This window comes from Desulfovibrio sp. SGI.169, from assembly GCF_050313595.1.
Lineage (GTDB): Bacteria > Desulfobacterota > Desulfovibrionia > Desulfovibrionales > Desulfovibrionaceae > Desulfovibrio.
Map to the genome: position 1 here is coordinate 18,398 of NZ_JBNPLS010000002.1, position 20,696 is coordinate 39,093.

Here is a 20,696-nt window from a genome sequence, read left to right on the forward strand (position 1 = left end):
CTGAGCGCCTCTGCCGCACGCCCCGGGGGTTTTGGTGTCGCGTCTGAGCTTTCCACGGCATGTTCGCGTTCGTCGCAGGGCGGAATTCAGCGCCTGCTATGAACGCGGCAGGCGTTACCATACCGAGCATTTCCTCCTCTTTGTGCTGCCGCGAGAGCATGCCGGCGAGCTGACGCGCACGGGTATGGCTGTTTCCCGCAAGGTCGGCAATGCTGTGGTTCGCAATCGCATCAAGCGCCTGTTGCGTGAATTTTTTCGCCTGCATTCCGACCTTTTACCGGCCCATGCCGATCTGGTGGCTGTGGCGAAGCGACATGCCGGCGGCGACGCGCTGGACCTCTCCCGCGTGCGCGCCGAGTTTCTGCCGCTGCTGCGGCGCATAGTCCGACCCCGGCGAACGGTCGCGGCATGCGATTGAATCAAAAAAACGCCCATGAGCCGCGCCGGCGTTGCCTCGGCGGGCTTGTGGGCGGGCGTCTCGCCGGGAGACGCCGGGGCCTTGCCGTGCGCGGCGGCCCGAGGTGGGGTGTGATGAAAATACTGCTGCGCTGTCTTTGCGTTTTACCCATACGCGTATACCAGCGCTGCATCTCGCCCGTGTTGCCCCCCGCCTGCCGCTTTTATCCCACCTGTTCCGCCTATGCCGCGGAGGCCATTTTGCGCCACGGCATATTGCGCGGCGGCTGGCTGGCGCTGCGGCGTCTGGCCCGCTGTCACCCCTGGGGCGGTTCGGGCTATGATCCGGTTCCACCACCACGGCGTCGCCGCGGCGGCCCGCCTCTGTCTCAGGAGTAAACGTCCCCATGCAAGATAGTAAAAATCTGATTCTGGCCATTGTACTGTGTTTGGGCATTCTTTTCGGCTGGGGATACCTCGCTGAGTACATGGGGTGGGTGCAGAAGCCCGACCCGGCGGTGGTGACGCAGCAGCAGGAGGCCGCCCGCCAGGAGGCCGCCAGGGCGGAACAGCGCAGGCAGGAGGCCGCTCAGGCCGCCACGCTGCCCGTGTTTACCCCGGCTCCGGGGCGTGATCTGACTGTGGATTCCCCGCTGTACGAAGCCGTTTTTTATACCGGCGGCGGGCCCCTGCGTTCCTTCAGGCTCAAGAAATTTCAGACTGACCTCGCGCCCGATTCGCCCCTGGTGAATATGGTGGACGAGCGTACCGCCGCCGTGGCGCCGCTGGGTCTGGTGATCAACAGCCAGCCCTCGTGGAGCACCGGCCAGTGGTCGCTGGACGGCAACGAACAGGGGCTGAAGCTGAGCGCCGGGCAGGAGGCTTCGTTGCGCCTTGTGGGCGTGGTGGACAATCTGCGCGTGATCCGTGAACTGACCTTCAATGCGGATTCCTATCTCATCAGGGAAAAAATTCGCCTCATCAATGCCGGGGATCAGCCGCGCAGCGCGCGTGTGAGCTATACCGTGGCTTCCGACGCCGGCAACGCGACCGGCGGTCGTTATGACTCCATGCGTGTGGCCTGGGATAATGACGGCAGCCTTGCCGAAGAATCCTCGGGCAAAACTCTGGAAAGCACGGGCGTGCAGGTCACGGGCAAAATCTACTGGGCTGGCGCCATGAGCACATATTTTCTGGCCGCCGTGCTGCCCGGCGATGTCAATAACGTCACGGTCAAGGGCCTGCTGCAAAAAACCGTTTACCGCGCCGCCGTGGAAGAGCCTGAAAGCATGCTCGCGCCGGGGCAGGAAAAGGAACTGACGGTTTCCTACTGGCTGGGCCCCAAAGATCGCCTCCAGCTGACGGCCGTATCCGATCAGCTGGCCAAAAGCATTGATCTGGGCATGTTCAGCATCATTGCCAAGGGCCTGCTCTGGCTGCTGGAATTCTTCTACTCCTATGTGCATAACTGGGGCGTCGCCATCATTCTGCTGACCGTGGTCATCAAGGCGGTGTTCTGGCCTCTGACGGCCAAGAGCTACGCCTCCATGGAAAAGATGAAGAAGCTTCAGCCCATGATGATGAACATCCGGGAAAAGTACAAGGATAACAAGGAGCTCATGAACAAGGAAGTCATGGCTCTGTACAAGACCTACGGCGTTAACCCGGCCAGCGGCTGCGTGCCCATTCTGATTCAGCTGCCGGTCTTTTTTGGTCTGTATCAGGCCCTGCTCACGTCCATCGAGCTCAGGCATGCGCCGTTCATCACCTGTCTGCCCTTTACCGACACGATCTGGCTGGCGGACCTTTCGGCCAAGGACCCCTTTTACATCACGCCGATCATCATGGGCCTGACCATGTTTTTGCAGCAGCGCATGAGCCCGCCCGCCACAGATCCCACCCAGCAGAAGATCATGATGTTCCTGCCGTTGATCTTTACGGTGCTGTTCCTGGGCTTTCCCGCGGGTCTTGTCATCTACTGGCTGGTCAACAACATCCTTTCCATTTTCCAGCAGTGGCTGATGATGCGTAAAAACAAGCCCGGCGCGCGGGCGGCGGGCTAGCCTGACCCGTTTGCCGCGCCGGCATTGAGCCGGTTCCGTTGCGTCGTTGCGTGAGTGAGGTTTGTATGGAAGGCTTTAAGGAATTCCAGGGCAAAGACCTGGATAGCGCCATTGAGGAGGCCTGCGGCTACTTCAATACGGCGCGTGAAAAACTGGAGATCGAAATTCTGCAGGACGCCAAGTCCGGCATTTTCGGCATCGTGGGGGCGCGCAAGGCCAAGGTGCGCGCCCGCCGGGCGCATTTGCGCGAGGCTGTGGAAAGCATTCTGGGCAAAAAAGGCGGCGCGCCCGCCTGTGACGAGGAAGAAAATACCGCCCGCGCGTCCGCCCCGGACGCCACGACCGGGCAAAGCCGGCAGGCGCAGCCCAAAAACGGGCGCGAGAGGAGCCACGAGCGCGGGCGCAAAAGCGTCGCAGCCGCCGTGGATGCGGCGGCCCGCTCCTGTACGCCGGCGCGGGGCTGCGCCCGTGATGAGAACTCGCCCGATGGAACCGCCGCTGGCAACTCCTGTGTAACGGCGGAAGCCGCTGACCTCTCCGCCCCCCCGCCGTGGGAGGAAAGCCGCTCTGGAGGTCGGCGCGAGTCGGGCCGCGTCCCCGGCAGGGGCCGGGCCCGCCGCGAAGAGGGTTTGTCCCCCGCGCGGGACGGCGCGCCCGTTGACGCCCTGGATGGCGGAGAATACCTGGATGAGGCCGGAGAGGGCCTGCCCGTCACGCCGGTGGAAGAGCTGGATGCCGCGCGTCTGGAAGCCCTGGCCCAGGAGGCTGTGCGCGAGCTGGTGCGGCCCATTGTGGGCAGGAATGTGCGCCTTGATGTCGCGGTCGGCGGCGGTCGCGTTCAGGTGTGTGTGGACTGCGACGAAGATTCCGGCCTGCTCATCGGACGCGAGGGGCAAACCCTGGCCGCTTTGCAGTATCTGGCGTCGCGCGTGGTTTCGCGGGGCATGAATTCCGCCGTGCGCGTGCAACTGGACGCCGGGGAGTACCGCCGCCGCCAGGACGAGAAGTTGCGTGAAATGGCGCTGGCCCTGGCCGATAAGGTGCGCCAGAGCGGGCGTTCTTATTCCACGCGGCCCCTTTCCTCCTATCATCGGCGTATTGTCCATGTCTGCCTGCAGGATGTTGGCGACGTGCAGACCCGCAGCACCGGCGAGGGGCCCATGAAACGCGTGGTGATCATGCGGCGGAAGGCGGAGAAGGCTTAGGGGCCTCTCCAGTCCGGCTGCCGCAAAGCCGCCTTTCCATCCATGGCGTTGCAGGCGCGCATTGGCGTCGCGCGGCATGCCTGAGGGGCTCCGGCTCATGTTTGCCCTGTGGCCCGCGGATAAGGAGGATTCCATGGGACGCTTTCGGGCTGAAGATGTTTCAGCCCGCAGCGTTTCGCCGCGTAGAGGCAGAGTTTTTTCAGCAGGGCCGCAGGCCTGAAGATGCGTATAGCTTCAGACTGACCGCGCGACAGCTTCTTTTGCCGGCGCATGCAGTGAGCGCCCGGCTGTTCACAGCGCAGGGGGTTTGTGCCGTCCATGCCCACCATCGCCGCCATAGCCACGCCGCCGGGAGCCGGCGGCATCGGCATTGTGCGCCTCTCCGGCCCGCAGAGCAAAGCGTTGCTGGCGCGCATATTCCTGTCGCTGTCGCCGCGTTTTGAAAATTTCCGGCCCTGGTTCATGCACCGGGGCCGGGTGCTGGATCAGCACGGCGAAGCCCTGGACGATGTTCTGGCCGTGTTCATGCCCGGCCCGCGCACATTCACCGGTGAAGACATGGTTGAAATCCACTGCCACGGCGGGCCGCTCATTGTGCAGACCGTGCTGGAAAGTCTGTTGCGGCTGGGCGCGCGCCAGGCGGAGCGGGGCGAATTTTCACGCCGGGCCTTTGTCAACGGGCGGATGGATCTGACCCAGGCCGAGGCTGTGGCCGAACTCATCGCCGCGCCTTCGCGCGAGGCCCTGCGCTACAGTCTGAACCGTCTGGACGGTCTGCTGGGCCGCAGGGTGCTGGCCCTGCGGGAAGAGCTGGAGGCCCTGCGCGTTCAGGTTTGTCTGGCCGTGGACTTTCCCGATGAAGAGGTGGAGTGCCTCGCGCCGGCGGATTTCGGCCGGGCAGTGAGCCAGGTCGCGCATTCCGTGCGGGGACTGCTGGCCGGGCAGAAACGGGCGAAAGTCATGCAGCGGGGGGCGCTGGTCGTGCTGGCCGGGGCGGTCAATGCGGGCAAATCGAGCCTGCTCAATGCCCTGCTGGGGCGCAAGCGGGCGCTGGTTACGGATATTCCCGGCACCACCCGCGATTTTCTGGAAGAGCCTTGCGATCTGGACGGTCTGCCCGTGCGGCTTACAGACACCGCAGGCTTGCGCCCCGGCGGCAGCGGCGGGACGGACGCCGTGGAGGCTCTTGGCATGGCCTTGAGCCGGGAAAAACTGACCCAGGCGGACTGCATTTTGCTGTTGCTTGACGGCGCGCGCCTGGGCGAGGCCGGGGCCGCCGCCGAAACCTGCCCGGATGAGGCGGCCCGCCAGGTGCTGGAACTGGCCGGGAACACGCCGACGCTGCTGGTCTGGAACAAGAGCGACCTTTGCGCCCCGGCGGTCTTTCCGCCGCGCTGGTCTGGCGGCCGTTTTTGCTGTATGGTCAGCGCGCGTTCGGGCGATAATGTGGACTTTCTGGCTCAAGGCCTGCGAGAGCGGTTGCTGGCCGACGGTTGCGGCAATCCGCCTTCCGACGGTCTTGCGCCCAATGCGCGCCAGGCCCTGGCTCTGGAAGAGGCCCTGGCCGAGCTGGAGGAACTGAAGGCGGACATCCGCGCGGGCCGCCCCTATGACTGTTGCTCCGTGCGCCTGGACACGGCGGCGGCGCGGCTGGGCGAGGTGACGGGTCTTTCCAGTCCGGCGGAAGTGCTGGACCGGGTTTTTGCCCAATTCTGCATCGGCAAATAAATGCGTATGGATCTGACCCTGTTGCGCCGCCGCCTGAGCGGCGATGAAATCAACGCCATGCCCCTGCGCCACTATGAAGGGCCGGTGCATCTGATTCGCGTGCTGGAAGAGTGGAAGCAAGCTCTGCCCGACCTGCGCGCGGACGGCGTGCTGGGCTTCGACACCGAAACCCGGCCGACCTTCCGCAAAGGCAGGGTCAACGCGCCCTCCCTGATCCAGCTGGCCACCGAGCGCGCGGTCTACCTGATTCAGCTGTCGTGGCTGCCTTTTGGCCCGTATCTTGCCGAACTGCTCGCCGATCCGGCCATCATCAAGGCCGGAGTGGGCATCCGCGACGACATGCGCGAGCTGACCAAGCTGCATGCCTTCGAGCCCGCCGGGCTGGTGGACTTGGGCAATGTGGCCCGCGCGCACAAGCTTTCCAGCCAGGGCTTGCGCACGCTGGCGGCCAATTTTTTTGGCTGGCGCATTTCCAAGGGCTCGCAGTGCTCCAACTGGAGTCTGATGCAACTGAGCCAGCGCCAGATCGCCTATGCCGCCACCGATGCCTGGATCGGGCGTCTGATTTTTCTGCGCATGCGCGAGCTGGGCCTCGTCGTCCGCGCTGCGGGAAGTCCGGTCGTCTTGCCCGCCATGCCGACGCCGGAGAGCGGCGCATGAGCGACGCGGGCCAGAAAGCCGGGGCGACCTGCGCGTCTGTTCCCGTTTCCGGTCTGATTCCGGCCTTGGGGCCGCGTCTTGTTTTCTTCACCGGCGGCACGGCCCTGCGTGACCTGAGCCGCCAGTTGACCCGCTATACCCACAATTCCGTTCATCTGGTTACGCCCTTTGATTCCGGGGGCAGCTCCGCAGCGTTGCGCCGGGCCTTTGCCATGCCCGCCGTGGGCGACATCCGCAACCGTCTGCTGGCCCTGGCCGACAGTGAGCTTGTGCCGCAAAGCGTGCTGGAGTTCTGCGCCCGCCGTCTGCCCGCCCAGGGGGATGCTGACGCCCTGCGCGCGCAACTGCGGGCCCTGGGCGAGCGGGGGCATTCGCTCTGGGCCGCCATGCCGGAGATTTTCAGCGAGGCCCTGCGCCTGCACCTGGTTTTTTTTCTGGAGCGCATGCCCCGGGATTTTGATCCCCATCTGGCCAGCCTGGGCAATCTGATTCTGGCCGGCGGCTATCTGCACCACAAACGCAATTTCGGGCCTGTGCTGGCCTTTTTCAGCCGTCTGCTGCAAGCGCGCGGCGTGGTGCTGCCCATTGTGGGCGAAAGCCTGCATCTGGCGGCTGAGCTGGACGATGGTTCGCGCCTGGTGGGCCAGCACCGTTTCAGGGAGCTGACGCGGCCCGTGCGCCGGCTTTTTCTCACTGTGCATGAGCCGGAACGCCAGGGGCAGGCCGCCCCCCCCCAGACCCCCTGCCGCCCGCCTCTGGCTTCAACAGCCGCGGATTATCTGCGCTCTGCCGGGGCCATCTGCTACCCCATGGGCAGTTTTTATACCAGCGTGCTGGCTAACCTGCTGCCGCAGGGCGTGGGGCGAACCGTGGCCGCCGCGCCCTGCCCCAAGATTTTCATTCCCAATTCGGGGCATGACGCGGAGTTGCATGGCCTGTCCCTGGCCGGGCAGGCGGCCATGCTGCTGCGCCATCTGCGCGAGGACGCGCCTGAGGCGCGTACCGGCGACCTTTTGCGGCATGTGCTGGTGGACAGTCGGCACGGGCGCTATGAAGGCGGTCTGGGGCCTGATGTTCGCGCGGCTCTGGCGGATATGGGCGTGACCCTGGTGGATCGTGACATGGTGCGCGAGGATGACCCGCAACGCCATGAGCCGGAACTGACGGCGCGGGCCCTGCTGAGCCTGTTGCCCGGCGGTCGGCGGGGGGCCTAGTGCCCGCGCGCGAACTGCGTGTTGACGCCGCTCTGGCCGGGCTGCGGCTGGACCGGGCCCTGGCCGCGCTGACGCCGGAGCTGGGGCTGCGCGGTCGCCGCCGTCTGATAGCGCGTCATGCGATTCTGGTCGACGGGCGGGCCGCGCCCGCCGGTCGCCGTTTGCGCTTCGGCGAGCTTGTCACCCTGCGGGAACCGGCGTCGGAGGCCGCTTCCCGCCTGGCGGACACGCCGCGCCTGCTTGCGCGCCAGGGGGAGTACTGTTTTCTGTACAAGCCCGCCGGTCTGCACAGCACGGCTCTGGCCGGGGGCGGCGGCTCCAGCCTGGAGGCCGCTTTGCCCGCCTTGCTGGCCTCCGTGCCGGACGCCGGCGCGGCGCGGTTGCTGCAACGGCTGGATTACGGCACATCCGGCATTGTTTGCGCGGCCCTGACGCGGGGGGCGGCTCTGGCTTTCCGCCGCGCGGAACGGGAAGGCCGCTGCGAAAAGCGCTATCTGACCCTGCTGCGCGGCATACTGGCCGCGCCGGTCACCGTGAGGGCGGCTCTGGATACGGCAAATCGCCGGCGGAGCCGCGTGCTGGCGCTCACGGCTGACAGCTCGCGCTGGACGGAATTTTTGCCCCTGCATGTGTGGGAAAACGCCGCAAACCTGCCGCCGGAGCTGGCGGACGCTCTGGGAGCGGACAAGGCTCCGGCTGGCTTCCCCGCTGAGGTCGGGCTGACTTTGGCGGCCTGCCGCATTCGTTGCGGCGCTCGCCATCAGATTCGGGCGCATGCGGCGGCGCTGGGGCGTCCCCTCCGGGGTGACGGCCTGTACGGTTCCGCCATGGCGGAACCGTCGTCGGAGAGGGCGGGGCCCGCCCCGGCGTTTTTTCTGCACCACGGGGCCTTGCTGCTGCCCGACGCGTCTTGCGTGCTGCCGCCGCCCTGGCCGCTGCCCGCGCCCCAGGCGGAAGAGGTCAGAAAATGGCTTGAAAGCCCGCCTCAATAGGCTATACTGAAGCGCGGGCATAGCGCCGGTTCGGGAGCGGTTGTGACAGGATAACGGGCATCCCCGCCCGGCTTTGCCGCCATACTTATTAGGAGAGCGCATGTTTGCCGCCTTACTGCCCAAGTCCGCGCCTTTTTTCGCCATGCTGGAAGAACAGAACAGTCTGTTGCGCCGCATGGCCGGGCTGCTGGTCGAAATGCTTGAGGATACGTCCAAGATGGACGATGTTCACAAGGAAATCGCCTTTCTGGAAGAAGAGGCCGACCTTCTGCACACCCGCATCGTCCGGGCGCTTTCCCAGACCTTCATCACCCCCATTGACCGCGAGGACATTCTGCGCATCAATCAGGAGCAGGAAGAGGCCATGGACTGCCTGCAAAGCCTGAGCACCCGTCTGCATATTTTTGAGTTTGCGCGGGTGCGCTTTCCGGCGCTGCAAATGGCCCGGACTCTCAGCGCCATGCTTGACCTCACCCGGCAGATGCTGGAGGGCCTCACCCACCGGCGTGACTGCCACAAGACCCGCGCATTCCGCACCTTGCGCGGTGAAAGCGACATGCTTCTGGCCGTGGGCCTGGCCGAGTTAATGGACGAGCAGCAGGAAATCACGCCCGCCCGGATCATGCAGATTCTGAAATGGAGCCAGGCCTACGAGCGCATGAGCATGCTGCTGGAGCAGGTCAACACCCTGGCTGAAACCATTGAGGAAGCGGTGCTGAAAAATGTTTGAGGCGCCCCTTCTCCTGGCCCTCATCGTGCTGGTGGCCCTGGCTTTCGACTTTACCAACGGCGCGCACGACTGCGCCAACGCCATTGCCACCGTGGTGTCCACCAAGGTGGTCACGCCGCGTTTCGCCGTGGGGATGGCGGCTCTGCTCAATCTGGGCGGGGCGCTGCTGGGCACGGAGGTGGCCAGGACTCTGGGCGGCGGCATTGTGCTGCCGCAGGTGGTGGAAGGCAGCCATGTGCTGGTGCTGGCCGCCCTGGTGGGGGCCATCGTCTGGAACTGCGTCACATGGTATTACGGCATCCCCTCGTCCTCCTCACACGCCCTGATCGGCGGGCTGATCGGCGCGGCCGTGGCCGCCCAGGGCTTTGACGCGCTCAACGTCGGCGGCATTGTGGACAAGGTGCTGATTCCCCTGGTGGGTTCGCCTCTGGCGGGCTATGTCGCCGGTTTTCTGATCATGTGGCTGATTTACTGGATTTTTGGGCATGTGCACCGGCGCAGGGTCAACCGAACCTTTCGCCGTCTGCAACTGGTCTCCGCCGGTTTCATGGCCACCAGCCACGGTCTCAACGACGCTCAGAAAACCATGGGCGTCGTTACCCTGGCCCTGATGATTTTTGGAGAGATCGACAGCGCGGAAGTGCCCCTCTGGGTCAAACTGGCCTGCGCCGGGGCGATGGCCCTGGGCACCGCCGTGGGCGGCTGGAAAATCGTCAGAACCATGGGGCACCGCATCTTCAAGCTGGAGCCGGTGCATGGCTTTGCCGCCGAAGGCTCGGCGGCGCTGGTGATTACCGGGGCCTCCATGCTGGGCGCGCCTGTGAGCACCACGCACACCATTTCGGCGTGCATTTTTGGCGTGGGTTCCACCAAGCGGCTCTCGGCCGTACGCTGGAATGTGGCGGGCAGTCTGGTCACAGCCTGGTTTCTGACCCTGCCCGCCGCCGGGGCCGTGGGCTTTATTTCCTACAAGCTGCTGCATTGCATCTGGGGCTGACCTCCTGGGGTCAGCCCGGGATGCGGCGGCCTGCACAAAACCGCAATGCCCCAAAAAGCGGGCTTTTTCGCGCTGGCGGCGTCAGTGCGAGATGTTGCCCGGTCATGCGATTGAGCGCGCTCCCTTCAGAAAATTCCCGCTTTCTTGCAGGCAAAAAAAATGCCCGCTTCAACCGTCATAAGGCAGGAGCCCCAGCCGCAGGCGAACCCGTAAGCCGCGGATAAGGCCAGCGACGCCGCTATATGGTGAAGACGGCCATCGCCCGGTCAACTTGAAAATATTCCGCCGACGGCAAGCGCTTCAGACGCCGGAAATGCGGCCCGGCTCGCGTACGCGGCACGCGAGCCGGGCCGGGGCGTCAGCCAAAAGGACTGTCATTCGTCAGATGCGGATGCTGTCCCGCACATCTTCCAGACGGGACTTGGCAAAAAGCAGATAGGAGAGGATCAGCTCCCCGGAATTGAAGGACGAGGTGATATACAGCGGATCATAAGTGCAGATGCGGTTCAGGCTGTCCATGGCGGCGGCCATGTTCTCCTCGTTGTTTTTGGCGCGGATTTCCGGGTAGAGGCTATAGAGCGTGCTGATGAAGTCCCGCAGAACCAGGGCGATGCCCTGGACTTCGTAAATGCGGTTGTCCAGTTGATAGAAGGGCATGGATTGGGCGTTTTCCAGCAGGCCGATGGCGTAGCCCAGCATATTCTCGCCGGTCACAGTGACGAAAGAGGCGTACAAATCGTCGGTGCGGCAGTTGTAGACGCCCGTGCCGTTGTCCAGCGATTCCTTGTACTGTTCCAGCAGGCGCAGACCCTTTTTGTAGGAGCCCTCCGCCGAGGGGAACATGAAGCTGCGCGGGTCCATGGCAAAGCTGTTGATGCGCGCCTTGTACAGAAACTCGCTTTCGCGGTCGCTGGCCCCCAGCTTGGCTATCTGACTGGAATACAGATCCAGCAGGAACCTGGTGGCGTGGTAGACGCCGTACTGGCGGTAGGCGCGGTTATCCAGCATGAAGCGGTTAAAGATGATGTCGTTGAAGCTCCAGCCAAAGGTGGAATCCAGCTCGTAGCGCATCTGGCGGGTGATGGCGTCCAGCAGGATTTTGCCTTTTTCATTGTCGGGCAGTTGGGCGGCGTCGGCGGGAACGGCCGCCGGCTCAGGAAAGGTGACGGCGTCTGCCGTGGCGTACACGCGTTGCAGGCCCCAGGCCAGAACCAGAATGCCCAGCAGCAGGCAGAGCTGCGCGGCCAGGGTTTTCAGCACGACGCGAAATTTCAGAATGGTGGGCAATTCAGGCAACTTCATGAAAAATCCTCGCTTGCGGGACAGGGATATGCGCCGTTCCGGGCGGAACGGCGCTTTTTTGGTAAAATAGAGCCTTTTGGTCGAAAAGGAAGGGGAAAAATAAAAATCGTTTGAATTTTTTTGTGTTTCAGCCTTTGCGCGGTCTTCATCCTGTTGCGATGCGAGAGACGCTTCAGTGCCGGCGCGGCAAAAGCGAAAGAGACAGCGCCGGGCCCGCGGCGATGAGCCCGGCCCCGCAGACCACCGTCAGAGCGCCGCCAATACCCAGCCAGTTCAGCGGATCAGCCGGAAAAAAAGTCGGCGTGATCAGATGGAAAAACCGGGCGAAGGCCAGGGTGAACAGGGGCGTCAGCGTGAGGATGGCGCTGACCCTGGCCGTGTTCCAGCGGGACATGGCCCGGCTGAATGCGCCGTAAGCGACCAGGGTATTCAGGCAACAATAGGCCAGGCGCAGGCTCTGCGCGGTGTCCAGGCTCAGCAGGGCCTCGCCTTGCGCCCCGTGAGGCCGGCCTTGCCCGCCGGGGCTTTACCCGCCGGGGCCGGGCGGATACCATGCGGCATGAGCAACGCGAAACGCCGCGCGATTTTTCTGGATCGCGACGGCACACTCAATCAGGATACGGGCTATGTGCACCGCGCGGCGGACTGGCGCTGGCTGCCCGGCGTGCCCGACGCCCTGGCCCGCTTCAAGGCGGCGGGCTGGCTGCTGGTGGTGGTCAGCAACCAGTCGGGCATCGCGCGGGGCATGTTCGGTTCGGCGGAGCTGCATGCCCTGGAACGCTGGCTGGACGAGCAACTGACGCCGCTGGGCGCGGCCCCGGACGCCTGGCGTCATTGTCCGCATCTGCCGGAAATCACCGGCCCGTGCGATTGCCGCAAGCCCGCGCCCGGCATGCTGTTGCGGGCCGCCGAAGAAATGGGCATTGACCTTGCCGCCTCCTGGATGATCGGCGACCGGATGCGCGATGCGCGCGCCGGGCTGGCCGCCGGTTGCCGGGCCGTGCTGCTGCGTTCTGGCTGGGGAAAGCGGGAGGCGGCGGCGGTGCGGCAAAGCCTGCCCCGGACGCCCGTTCTGCCTGATCTGGCCGCCGCCTGCGCCTATATTCTGGCGCGGGACGCATGAGGCCCACGCGCTTCAGGCCGGGGCCGCGCCGCCTTCGGCGTCGATCAGCGCCAGCAGTTCGCCGGTCTTGTCCTCCAGCAGCGCGGGGTTGGCGCGGCTTTCCACATTCAGGCGCAGCAGGGGCTCGGTATTGGACATGCGCAGGTTGAAGCGCCAGTCGGCAAATTCCAGATTAACGCCGTCCAGATGATCCTCGTGCCGCGCCGCGCCGGCATAGCGGTCGCGCAGCTTTCGCATCAGGCCGGGCGCGTCGGGCACACGGCGGTTGATCTCGCCGCTGCAGGGGTAGGCGGCCATGCGCGCGCTCACCAATTCGGCCAGGGTCGCGCCCGTGCGGCTGAGCAGCGCGGCGACGAGCAGCCAGGGCAGCATGCCCGAATCGCAGTAGGCGAAATCGCGGAAGTAGTGGTGGGCGCTCATCTCGCCGCCGTAAACGGCGTCTTCGGCGCGCATCCTTTCCTTCATGAAGGCGTGGCCGGTCTTGCCCATGACCGGCGCGCCCCCGGCGGCCAGAACCGTTTCGCGCGTGTTCCAGTAGACCCGCGTGTCATGGATGATCTTGCCGCCGGGGAAGCGGCGCAGCAACTCCCCGGCCAGCAGGCCGATCAGGTAATAGCCCTCGATGAAACGGCCTTCGCTGTCGTAAAAGAAACAACGGTCAAAGTCCCCGTCCCAGGCGACGCCCAGATCCGCCCCGGCCTGGCGCACGGCCTGGGCCGTATCCCGGCGTTTTTCCGGCAACAGGGGGTTGGGCACGCCATGAGGAAAATGTCCGTCCGGTTCCATCTGGCGGCAGACAAACTCAAAGGGCAGAGCCGGGGCCAGTTGGCGCAGCGCCAGCCCGGCGCAACCGTTGCCCGCGTCGGCCACGATTTTGAGGGGGCGGGCCGTGGCGGGGCAAACGTTCGCTTTCCGCATGCCGCTGTAGTCCAGCAGCCAGTTCAGATAGTCCGGCCTGAAGCTGGCCCGGCGCACGCCGTCCGGCGCGTTTGCCGCCGCAGCGCCCCGCGCGGGGCCTTCGGCAAGCAGGCGGGCCACGCAATCCCTGACTTCGCGCAGGCCGGAATCGCCGCTCACCGGCACGGCCCCGGCGCGAACCAGCTTGAAGCCGTTTTCGTCCGCCGGATTGTGGCTGCCGGTGATCATGATGCCGGCGTCAAAGGGTTGATGGGCGGCGGCGTAGTAGATTTCTTCCGTGCCGCAGAGGCCCAGGTCAGTGACGCGCGCCCCGGCGGCCAGCAGACCCCCGGCCAGGGCGTCGCGCAGGGACGGCCCGCTCAGTCGCGCGTCGCGGCCGATGACCACGTTATGCGCGTCCAGAACTTCGGCCACGGCCCGGCCCAGGGCGCGGGCCAGATCAGGGTTGAGCGCGTCGGGCGCGCGGCCCCGGATGTCGTAGGCCTTGAAACAGGAAAGATCGTGAGTCATGGCGTCCTCGCAGACAGTGCGGCATGCCGGGGCGCAGGCCCCGGCGAGTGAGGTTTGAGGGCAAGCGGCGCGGCTTCTCAGCTTAACCCGCCCAGTTTTGCCTTCAACAGCGCCGCCCTGGCCGGGCCGATGCCCGGCAGGGCGCGAAGTTTTTCCACATCGGCCGCGCGCATGGCCTCCACACTGCCGAAGGCTTCCCAGAGCAGCCGCGCCGTGGCCGGGCCGATGCCCGGCAGGCGCATGAGCTCGCCGGAAAGCGCGGCCCCCTGCCGCGCCCGGCGGTGCCGGCCAATGGCAAAGCGGTGGGTGGCGTCGCGCACATTCTGCAAAAAGAGCAATTCCGGCCCGCCCTCACGCAAGGGCAGGGGATTGGCCCGTCCCGGCACAAAAATCCGGTCCGCCACATTGCCCGCCCGGCGGTCGGCCTGGCCGCGCTCGTCGCGCGCCTTGGCAATGGCCGCCAGGCTGAACAGACCGGTTTGCCCCGCGTCGGCCAGGGCGCGCTCCACAACGGCCAACTGGCCCCGACCGCCGTCGATCAGCAGCAGGTCGGGCCAGGGCGGGCCGCTCTCCAGCCGCCGCGCCACCCAGGCGCGCAGGGTTGCGTAATCGTCGCCGCTGTCCGGCATGGCATAGGCCCGGTAGTCGGGGCGGCTGGGCTGGCCGTCCGTAAATACCACCAGGCCCACCCTGGTCTGGCGGCCCCCGGTATGGGAAACATCCACGCATTCGATGCGTTGCGGCGGCGCGGCCAGACGCAGGGCTTTCGCCAGGCGCTCCAGGATGGGCTGTCCGTCCTGGTTCTGGCGGCGGCGGGCTTCTTCGCGGGCGTTGGACTGGGCCAGGTCAACAAGCTGATTATCCGCCGCGTTCTGCGGGGCCACAATGCGCACCGGCCCGCCCCGGCGATCCGCCAGAGCCTGCTCCAGCAGGGCCTTGCCGCCTGATGTTTCTTCAGAGCCGGCGGCCGCGTCTTCCGGCGCGCGGGGGGGCGTCGCGCCCGGCGCGGGGCTTGCGGCATCCTCCGCGCCGTCTTCGCCCCATTCCGCGTCCGGCGGCAGCCAGGGCAGCAGCACGCGCGGCGGCGGCGTGGCCTGGGCGTAGTACTGGCCCACAAAAGAACCCAAAAGTTCCGGCGCGTCCTCAAAGGTCAGGCCCGGCCAGTAAAAGGCGCGGCCATCGGTCACGGCCCCGCCGCGCACAAAAACAATGCCCAGAGCCAGCCCCTTGTCCGCCGGAAAAAGCCCCACCGCGTCCATGTCGCCGCCGCCGGGCAGAACGGCGGCCTGCCGCTCCACAGTGCGTTCCACGGCGCGAATCTGATCCCGCAGCAGCGCCGCCTTTTCAAATTCCAGCTCCTCGGCGGCCCGTTCCATCTCTTCGCGCAGGCCACGCAGCAGGGGGGCGGCGCGCCCCTGCAGCAACTCGCAGACCTTGTGCACCGCCTCATGGTAGGCCGAGGGCGTGATCAGCTCCATGCAGGGGGCCGGGCACTGGCCCATGTGGTGATACAGGCAGGGGCGCACGCGGTTTTTCATGGCCCGGTCAGAGCAGCGGCGCAGGGCAAAGGCGCGGTGAATCAGCTTCCAGGTTTCCCGCGCGGAAAGAGCCGAGGTGAACGGCCCGAAATAGCGCGCGCCGTCGCGCCGCGCCCGGCGCACGATCTCCAGACGCGGAAAGGAGTGTCTGAGGTTGAGCCGGAAGAGAACGTACTGCTTGTCGTCGCGCAGCACGATATTATAATGTGGCCGGTGTTTCTTGATCAGGCTCGCTTCCAGCAGCAGGGCCTCTTTTTCCGTGGTGGTGGTCAGATAGTCCAGACTGACCGCGTGGGCCAGCATGGCTTTGGTCTTGGCGGGCAGGCCGTCGGGCCGGAAGTAGGAGAGCACGCGCCGCCGCAGAATGCGGGCCTTGCCCACATAGATGATGCGGCCCCGGCTGTCCTTGTACAGATACACGCCGGGCGTGAGCGGTATGGTGGAAGGGTCGGGTTTTTGCACCTTTTGTTTGTACCCAAAGGGCGCGGGCCTGCCAAGCCCCGGAGCGGCCGAGGGCAGGCGCCCGCGCCCGCCCTGGGCTGGCAGGCCCGGTATTTGTCGTGATGGCCCGCAAGTAAGGCTGGTTCAGACGCGTCAGCCCTGTTTGGCACGCGCCGCCGCCTTGCGGGCGGCCTCGCCGCGTGCTAGAGTCAGGCCCCATGAATGCGCTGTCGGTCAGGGGATGAGTACACTCCCTCCAAAAAAAAATCGCCCATTTTCTTGCCGGCGCAAAAATTCCTGTTTTTTTGAGTTGTTGTGGCGACAGCCCCCGCCCGGCGCTCCGCTTCGGGCGGCGTGCGGAAAAATCTCCCTTTACCGACAAAAATCCATAACGTATTTGTTGACGAGGTTTGATCCTGGCGTCTAATTGCAAAAATTCCGCGCGGAATTCCGCGAAGAATTTTTGCGGAATCGTTGGCGAAAAAACGTGGTTTTCCGCAAATGAACCAGGCCACGCCGCCGCAGAACCCTTGCGGGTTTTGCAGTGTCTACCCTTGCAGGTAGACGCTGGCGTCAGAGGCCGGTCGGCGCGGCGTCCGCGCCGGCAAACAATGTCGCATGCAAGGAGTCTCACGCATGAAATTTTTTCTTCCGGCCCGTTGTCTCGTCCTGAGTCTGGCCCTGAGTCTGGTTCTGCTGCCCGCCTTTGCCGGCCGGGCGCGCGCCGCCGCCCCGGCATCCGACCCCGCCGTCAGGCTGGAGACGAGCCTCGGGGACATTGTGGTGCGCCTGGATGCCCGCAAGGCCCCCATCACCACGGCCAATTTCATTCGGTACGTCAAATCCGGGCATTACGACGGCGTCATTTTTCACCGCGTCATCCGCAACTTCATGATTCAGGGTGGCGGCCTGACCCCGGATATGAAAGAAAAGAGCGCCAGCGCGTCGATTCATAACGAGGCCAACAACGGGCTGCGCAACCGAAAGTACACTATCGCCATGGCCCGCACCGCCGACCCGCATTCGGCCAGCGCGCAGTTTTTCATCAATACCAGGGACAACGGCTTTCTTGACTTCAAGAGCCAGACCCCGCAGGGCTGGGGCTACGCCGTGTTCGGCAAGGTTATCAAGGGCCAGGATGTGGTGGACAAGATTGAGGCCGTGAGCACGGGCAGAAAGGGCTTTTACGAGGATGTGCCCATCACGCCTGTCATCATCAAAAAAGCTGTGGTCATTGAATAGCGGCAACAGAAGCTTTTTCGGTGAGAAGTGAAAGCGCCCGCGGCGTATTCAGGCAGGTGGGCGGCAAAAGGGGCCAGACGACGCTGCCAGCGCCGGACAGACCGCTTTTGATGAACCATCACGACAAATTACGAGCCGCCAAACGCAAGGCAGATGCGCTTTCTGCCCCGGGGCTTTGGCTGTCTTGTCAGGCTGGTTCGCCTGCGGTATGGTTTTTGAGGCTTGTGACGCGACTTCATGGTGAAGCCGTGCCGGGCCGTCAATCCGCAAGGAGAGAGTGGGATGAAAAAGCTTACGGCGTTGGCCGCGCTGCTGTTGGGCGCGGCTCTGGTTCTGCCCCAGACCCCGCAGGCCCGTCCGGCCTATGCCCCCAAGTACGAGTACAGGCTGAAAAGCGTCATGCCCGTGGCCGGTCGCCAGGGCGTGGCCTGCGACGGCAAGTACATCTATGTGAGCGACAGCAAGAAACTGTTCAAATACGATATGAACGGCAAGCTGCTGAAGCAGAATGACAACCCCTTTGAGGGCTACGCCATTCCCTCCAACCACATTGGCGACATCGACGTGTATAACGGCGAGCTGTACATCAGCGCCGAAAATTTCATGGACGGCGTGGGCAAGGATATCCAGATCGCCGTGCATGACGCGGAGACCCTGAAATTCAAGCGCACCTTCAAGTTCGAGCCCAAATCCGGCCAGATGGAAGTATCCGGCATTACCGTGGATCCGGTCAAGGGAACGGTGTGGATGTGTTCCTGGGTGGGCGAGGAAAGCGGTCGCCATCTCTATGAATACGGCCTGGACGGCAGATACCTGCGCAAGGTGCATTTGCAGCCCGTGCCACAGTGGGTGCAGGGCGTGTTCTACTATAATGGCTCGCTTTTTCTGACCGCCGACGACGGCACCGCCGACGACAATGAGCCTGACCACCTCTACCGCGTGGACGTGACCTCGGCCACCAGCGCGCCCGTGGTGTTGGAAAAGACCTTTGACGAGGCCATCAGGCAGGGCGAAATCGAGGGCCTGTGCGTGGACCCGGCCAGCGGCGACCTGCTGGTGCACATGAACCGCGGCGCGCGCATCGTGCTCGGCATGGGCAAGGGCTTCTACCCCGGCTATGACAAGGAAATTCACGAGCTGTACCGGTATTCCATGCAGCCCGCCGGTCAGCGCCCCCCGCGTCCGTAGCGAAAAAAAGCGCGGGGGAGGCCTCGCCGCGCGTTTTTTGTGATTTTCAGCGTACGGGATGCGGTTCTGCAAGGAGCCGCATCCCGGTTTTTTTAGTTGTCAGCGCCTCGCGAGAACGGCGAAGCGCCGCATGGTCAGGTGGCAGACGGCCACAGCCAGGGCGTCCGAAGTGTCCAGCGCCCAGTCCGCCTCGCGCGCGTTGAGCAGGCGTTTGACCATGAAGGCCACCTGTTCCTTTTCCGCCCGGCCCGTACCCACCAGCGTTTTTTTGACCAGAGTGGGCTCGTAATCGCTGATGCGCAGACCGCAGGCCGCGCAGGCCGCCACAGCCACGCCCCTGGCCTGGCCCAGCTTGAGGGCGCTGGTCGCGTTTTTGGCGGTGAAAACCTGCTCGATGGCCGCTTCGTCGGGCTTGCAGCGGCTGAGCGCCCTGGTCAGCTCGTGGTAAATGCGCGCCAGCCGGTCTGAAAATTCTTTGCCCGCCGGGGCGGTGCGCACCACGCCGCAGTCCACCAGGTGAAGAACTCCGGAAATTTCACGCACCACCCCCCAGCCTGTGCGCTGGGAGCCGGGGTCAATGCCGATGACTGTGACGGGCTGCATACTCTCTTGGGGTCTCGGCGCCGTCTTGCGGAACGCAATTACGGAAAGCGCTTGAAGTTTTCGCCGGCAAGACAGACGGGCGGCGCGCCTCGGAAGCACAGTCGTTCATGATGCCGGGGCGCGCCGCGAAGTTGATGCCGTCGGCGGCAAAAAAGCCAGGTTCAGAAGTCAGCCGCTTCGGGCATGAGCTAATCAGTGGGCATGTCGTCGGGAAAGTCCACATTGGCATAGACGTTCTGCACATCGTCATTGTCATCCAGCGCTTCCATCAGGCGCAGCACTTTCTGACCCATGTCCGCATCCACGGCCACCAGATTTTGGGGAACCATGGCCAGCTCGGCGGACTGCATCTCGACGCCCGTCGCTTCCAGAGAGTCGCGCACGGTCGTAAAGTCGGTCATGGCCGTCTGGATGGTCCAGACATCCTCGTCATCCAGCACATCGTCGGCCCCGGCTTCCAGGGCGGCCTCCATGATCTTGTCCTCGGCGTAGGCGGCTTTGTCCACACTTATGACGCCCTTGCGCTCGAACATCCAGCCCACGCTGCCGTTTTCGCCCATAGAGCCGCCGTGCTTGGTGAAGAGATGCCGCACCTCGGCCACGGTGCGGTTTTTGTTGTCCGTGGCCACTTCCACCATGATGGCGATGCCGCCGGGGCCATAGCCTTCGTAAAAGGCTTCCACAAGATCGCCGCCCGCGTCCTCGCCGGTGCCCTTGCGTATGGCGGCCTCAATCCTGTCTTTGGGCAGGTTTACGGCTTTGGCCGCGGCGATGGCCGCCCGCAGACGGGAATTGCCTGAGGGGTCGCCGCCGTTCTTGGCGGCGATGATGATTTCCTTGGCGGCCTTGGTGAAAACCTTGCCGCGCTTGGCGTCCTGGCGTCCCTTGCGGTGCTGGATGTTGGCCCATTTGCTGTGACCTGACATAAAACCTCCCAAAAACCGTAAAAGTATTGGATTTCCTCACCTGTACAATGATTCCGCGGCCCGCGCGCCGCGTTGCGGCGCGGATGCGCAAAAAACAGTATTTCGCCGGATGCCGCCCGGGCCGCGGGAGCTTCAGTCCAAAACCGGGGACAGCGCCGGCCCGGCGTCGCCGGCCCCGTTTGCGCCGCCGCGAAAGGACAGCGCCGTGAAAAAAGTCTCTTTGCTTTCAGCGCGCGAACTTTTGGGCTTGAAGGATTTGACTGCGCCGAAGGCCTTGCGCATGGGCGCGAGCAGTTCCTGAATATCCGGCCCCATAAAAATCTTGACCACAAAGTTGCCGCCCCGCTTCAGATGCAGGCAGGCCACGGCCAGAGCTTCCTGAGCCAGCTCCAGGGAACGGGCCTGATCCGTGAAGCGGGTGCCCGTGGTGCGCGGGGCCATGTCGCTGATGACCAGATCGAAGGGGCCCAGCTCAAGAAGCCTGGCCTCAAAGGCGGCGGAACGCTGAAAAACGTCCTCCCGCATGAAGAGCACCTGGGGGGGGAAGACCGTCTCCGTGCTCTGGATGTCGCAGGCCAGCACAAGACCCTTGGCCCCCACCTTTTCCGCCGCGCCCAGCGACCAGGAGCCGGGGGCGGCCCCCAGATCCAGCACGCGCATGCCCGGCCTGAGCAGCCGGAATTTGGCGTCCAGCTCTTTCAGCTTGTAGACCGAACGGGCCGGATAATTTTCCCGCTTGGCCTTGAGAAAGTAATGATCGCGATATTCCTTCATAAAAATACCAACACACAAACATACACTTTTTTGAGCTGCTCGCCAAGTCTTGGCGCCGGGGTGGAAACTGTCGGGCGCGTTATGCGTTTTTATTGAGCTATCCATATGAATTTTATATAAATCGGCAACGAGATTTTTCGCGCCGC

The 20,696-nt window shown here is 64.6% G+C and carries 21 protein-coding genes; 13 read left to right on the forward strand and 8 right to left on the reverse strand.

Going from position 1 to position 20,696, the window contains the following annotated elements; genetic code table 11:
- Positions 1-34 precede the first annotated feature (34 nt).
- The 10 genes from rnpA (at position 35) to ACQRA4_RS01645 (ending at position 9,985) form a co-directional block, all read left to right on the forward strand.
- Positions 35-418 carry a ribonuclease P protein component gene (gene rnpA, locus ACQRA4_RS01600; protein ID WP_427821336.1) on the forward strand — a complete coding sequence of 128 codons (384 nt, stop codon included), beginning with the start codon at positions 35-37 and terminating at the stop codon, positions 416-418.
- A 113-nt stretch (positions 419-531) separates the two neighbouring features.
- On the forward strand, positions 532-795 hold the full coding sequence (gene yidD / locus ACQRA4_RS01605; RefSeq protein WP_427821337.1) for a membrane protein insertion efficiency factor YidD: 264 nt from the start codon (positions 532-534) through the stop codon (positions 793-795).
- An 8-nt stretch (positions 796-803) separates the two neighbouring features.
- Entirely contained in the window at positions 804-2,459 is a 1,656-nt protein-coding gene (yidC, locus tag ACQRA4_RS01610) for a membrane protein insertase YidC (RefSeq protein WP_427821338.1), read from the forward strand.
- Between the two features lie 65 nt (positions 2,460-2,524).
- On the forward strand, positions 2,525-3,664 hold the full coding sequence (jag, locus tag ACQRA4_RS01615) for an RNA-binding cell elongation regulator Jag/EloR (protein WP_427821339.1): 1,140 nt from the start codon (positions 2,525-2,527) through the stop codon (positions 3,662-3,664).
- A 318-nt stretch (positions 3,665-3,982) separates the two neighbouring features.
- Positions 3,983-5,392 carry a tRNA uridine-5-carboxymethylaminomethyl(34) synthesis GTPase MnmE gene (mnmE, locus tag ACQRA4_RS01620; RefSeq protein ID WP_427821340.1) on the forward strand — a complete coding sequence of 470 codons (1,410 nt, stop codon included), beginning with the start codon at positions 3,983-3,985 and terminating at the stop codon, positions 5,390-5,392.
- A 6-nt stretch (positions 5,393-5,398) separates the two neighbouring features.
- Entirely contained in the window at positions 5,399-6,052 is a 654-nt protein-coding gene (locus tag ACQRA4_RS01625) for a 3'-5' exonuclease (RefSeq protein WP_427821484.1), read from the forward strand.
- Complete coding sequence (locus tag ACQRA4_RS01630; RefSeq protein WP_427821341.1) at positions 6,049-7,266, forward strand: GAK system CofD-like protein; 1,218 nt, start codon at positions 6,049-6,051, stop codon at positions 7,264-7,266. Before ACQRA4_RS01625 ends, ACQRA4_RS01630 begins: the two co-directional genes overlap by 4 nt.
- A complete protein-coding gene (locus ACQRA4_RS01635) occupies positions 7,266-8,258 on the forward strand; it encodes a pseudouridine synthase family protein (protein WP_427821342.1) in 993 nt (330 codons plus the stop codon). Before ACQRA4_RS01630 ends, ACQRA4_RS01635 begins: the two co-directional genes overlap by 1 nt.
- Before the next feature lie 100 nt (positions 8,259-8,358).
- Positions 8,359-8,988, forward strand: a complete 630-nt coding sequence (locus ACQRA4_RS01640; RefSeq protein WP_427821343.1) for a DUF47 domain-containing protein — start codon at positions 8,359-8,361, stop codon at positions 8,986-8,988.
- On the forward strand, positions 8,981-9,985 hold the full coding sequence (locus tag ACQRA4_RS01645; protein ID WP_427821344.1) for an inorganic phosphate transporter: 1,005 nt from the start codon (positions 8,981-8,983) through the stop codon (positions 9,983-9,985). The genes ACQRA4_RS01640 and ACQRA4_RS01645 overlap by 8 nt, the downstream gene beginning before the upstream one ends.
- 381 nt (positions 9,986-10,366) lie before the next feature.
- Here ACQRA4_RS01645 and ACQRA4_RS01650 read toward each other — a convergent pair whose 3' ends face one another.
- Positions 10,367-11,287 (reverse strand): DUF2333 family protein, encoded by a 921-nt coding sequence (locus ACQRA4_RS01650; RefSeq protein WP_427821345.1) that lies wholly within the window; start codon positions 11,285-11,287, stop codon positions 10,367-10,369.
- Between the two features lie 172 nt (positions 11,288-11,459).
- On the reverse strand, positions 11,460-11,768 hold the full coding sequence (locus ACQRA4_RS01655) for an EamA family transporter (protein ID WP_427821485.1): 309 nt from the start codon (positions 11,766-11,768) through the stop codon (positions 11,460-11,462).
- A gap of 78 nt (positions 11,769-11,846) precedes the next feature.
- Here ACQRA4_RS01655 and gmhB point away from each other — a divergent pair, with 78 nt between their 5' ends.
- The gene (gmhB, locus tag ACQRA4_RS01660; protein ID WP_427821346.1) at positions 11,847-12,410 is read left to right on the forward strand and encodes a D-glycero-beta-D-manno-heptose 1,7-bisphosphate 7-phosphatase; all 564 of its coding nucleotides are present in this window, start codon (positions 11,847-11,849) and stop codon (positions 12,408-12,410) included.
- Between the two features lie 12 nt (positions 12,411-12,422).
- On the opposite strand, the gene ACQRA4_RS01665 is transcribed toward gmhB, so the two are convergent.
- From ACQRA4_RS01665 to ACQRA4_RS01675, 3 genes are all read right to left on the reverse strand, one after another.
- The gene (locus tag ACQRA4_RS01665; RefSeq protein ID WP_427821347.1) at positions 12,423-13,838 is read right to left on the reverse strand and encodes a phosphomannomutase; all 1,416 of its coding nucleotides are present in this window, start codon (positions 13,836-13,838) and stop codon (positions 12,423-12,425) included.
- Positions 13,839-13,915: 77 nt separating this feature from the next.
- A complete protein-coding gene (uvrC, locus tag ACQRA4_RS01670) occupies positions 13,916-15,838 on the reverse strand; it encodes an excinuclease ABC subunit UvrC (RefSeq protein ID WP_427821348.1) in 1,923 nt (640 codons plus the stop codon).
- 188 nt (positions 15,839-16,026) lie between these two features.
- Complete coding sequence (locus ACQRA4_RS01675) at positions 16,027-16,332, reverse strand: hypothetical protein (protein WP_427821349.1); 306 nt, start codon at positions 16,330-16,332, stop codon at positions 16,027-16,029.
- Between the two features lie 121 nt (positions 16,333-16,453).
- Here ACQRA4_RS01675 and ACQRA4_RS01680 point away from each other — a divergent pair, with 121 nt between their 5' ends.
- Positions 16,454-17,059 (forward strand): peptidylprolyl isomerase, encoded by a 606-nt coding sequence (locus ACQRA4_RS01680; RefSeq protein ID WP_427821350.1) that lies wholly within the window; start codon positions 16,454-16,456, stop codon positions 17,057-17,059.
- A 282-nt stretch (positions 17,060-17,341) separates the two neighbouring features.
- Complete coding sequence (locus ACQRA4_RS01685; protein WP_427821351.1) at positions 17,342-18,247, forward strand: hypothetical protein; 906 nt, start codon at positions 17,342-17,344, stop codon at positions 18,245-18,247.
- Between the two features lie 99 nt (positions 18,248-18,346).
- Here ACQRA4_RS01685 and ruvC read toward each other — a convergent pair whose 3' ends face one another.
- The 3 genes from ruvC to ACQRA4_RS01700 form a co-directional block, all read right to left on the reverse strand.
- Positions 18,347-18,850, reverse strand: coding sequence for a crossover junction endodeoxyribonuclease RuvC (gene ruvC / locus ACQRA4_RS01690; protein WP_427821352.1), 504 nt, complete (start codon positions 18,848-18,850; stop codon positions 18,347-18,349).
- A 188-nt stretch (positions 18,851-19,038) separates the two neighbouring features.
- A complete protein-coding gene (locus ACQRA4_RS01695) occupies positions 19,039-19,776 on the reverse strand; it encodes a YebC/PmpR family DNA-binding transcriptional regulator (RefSeq protein ID WP_427821353.1) in 738 nt (245 codons plus the stop codon).
- Between the two features lie 132 nt (positions 19,777-19,908).
- Positions 19,909-20,550, reverse strand: a complete 642-nt coding sequence (locus ACQRA4_RS01700; RefSeq protein WP_427821354.1) for an RlmE family RNA methyltransferase — start codon at positions 20,548-20,550, stop codon at positions 19,909-19,911.
- Between the last annotated feature and the right edge of the window lie 146 nt (positions 20,551-20,696).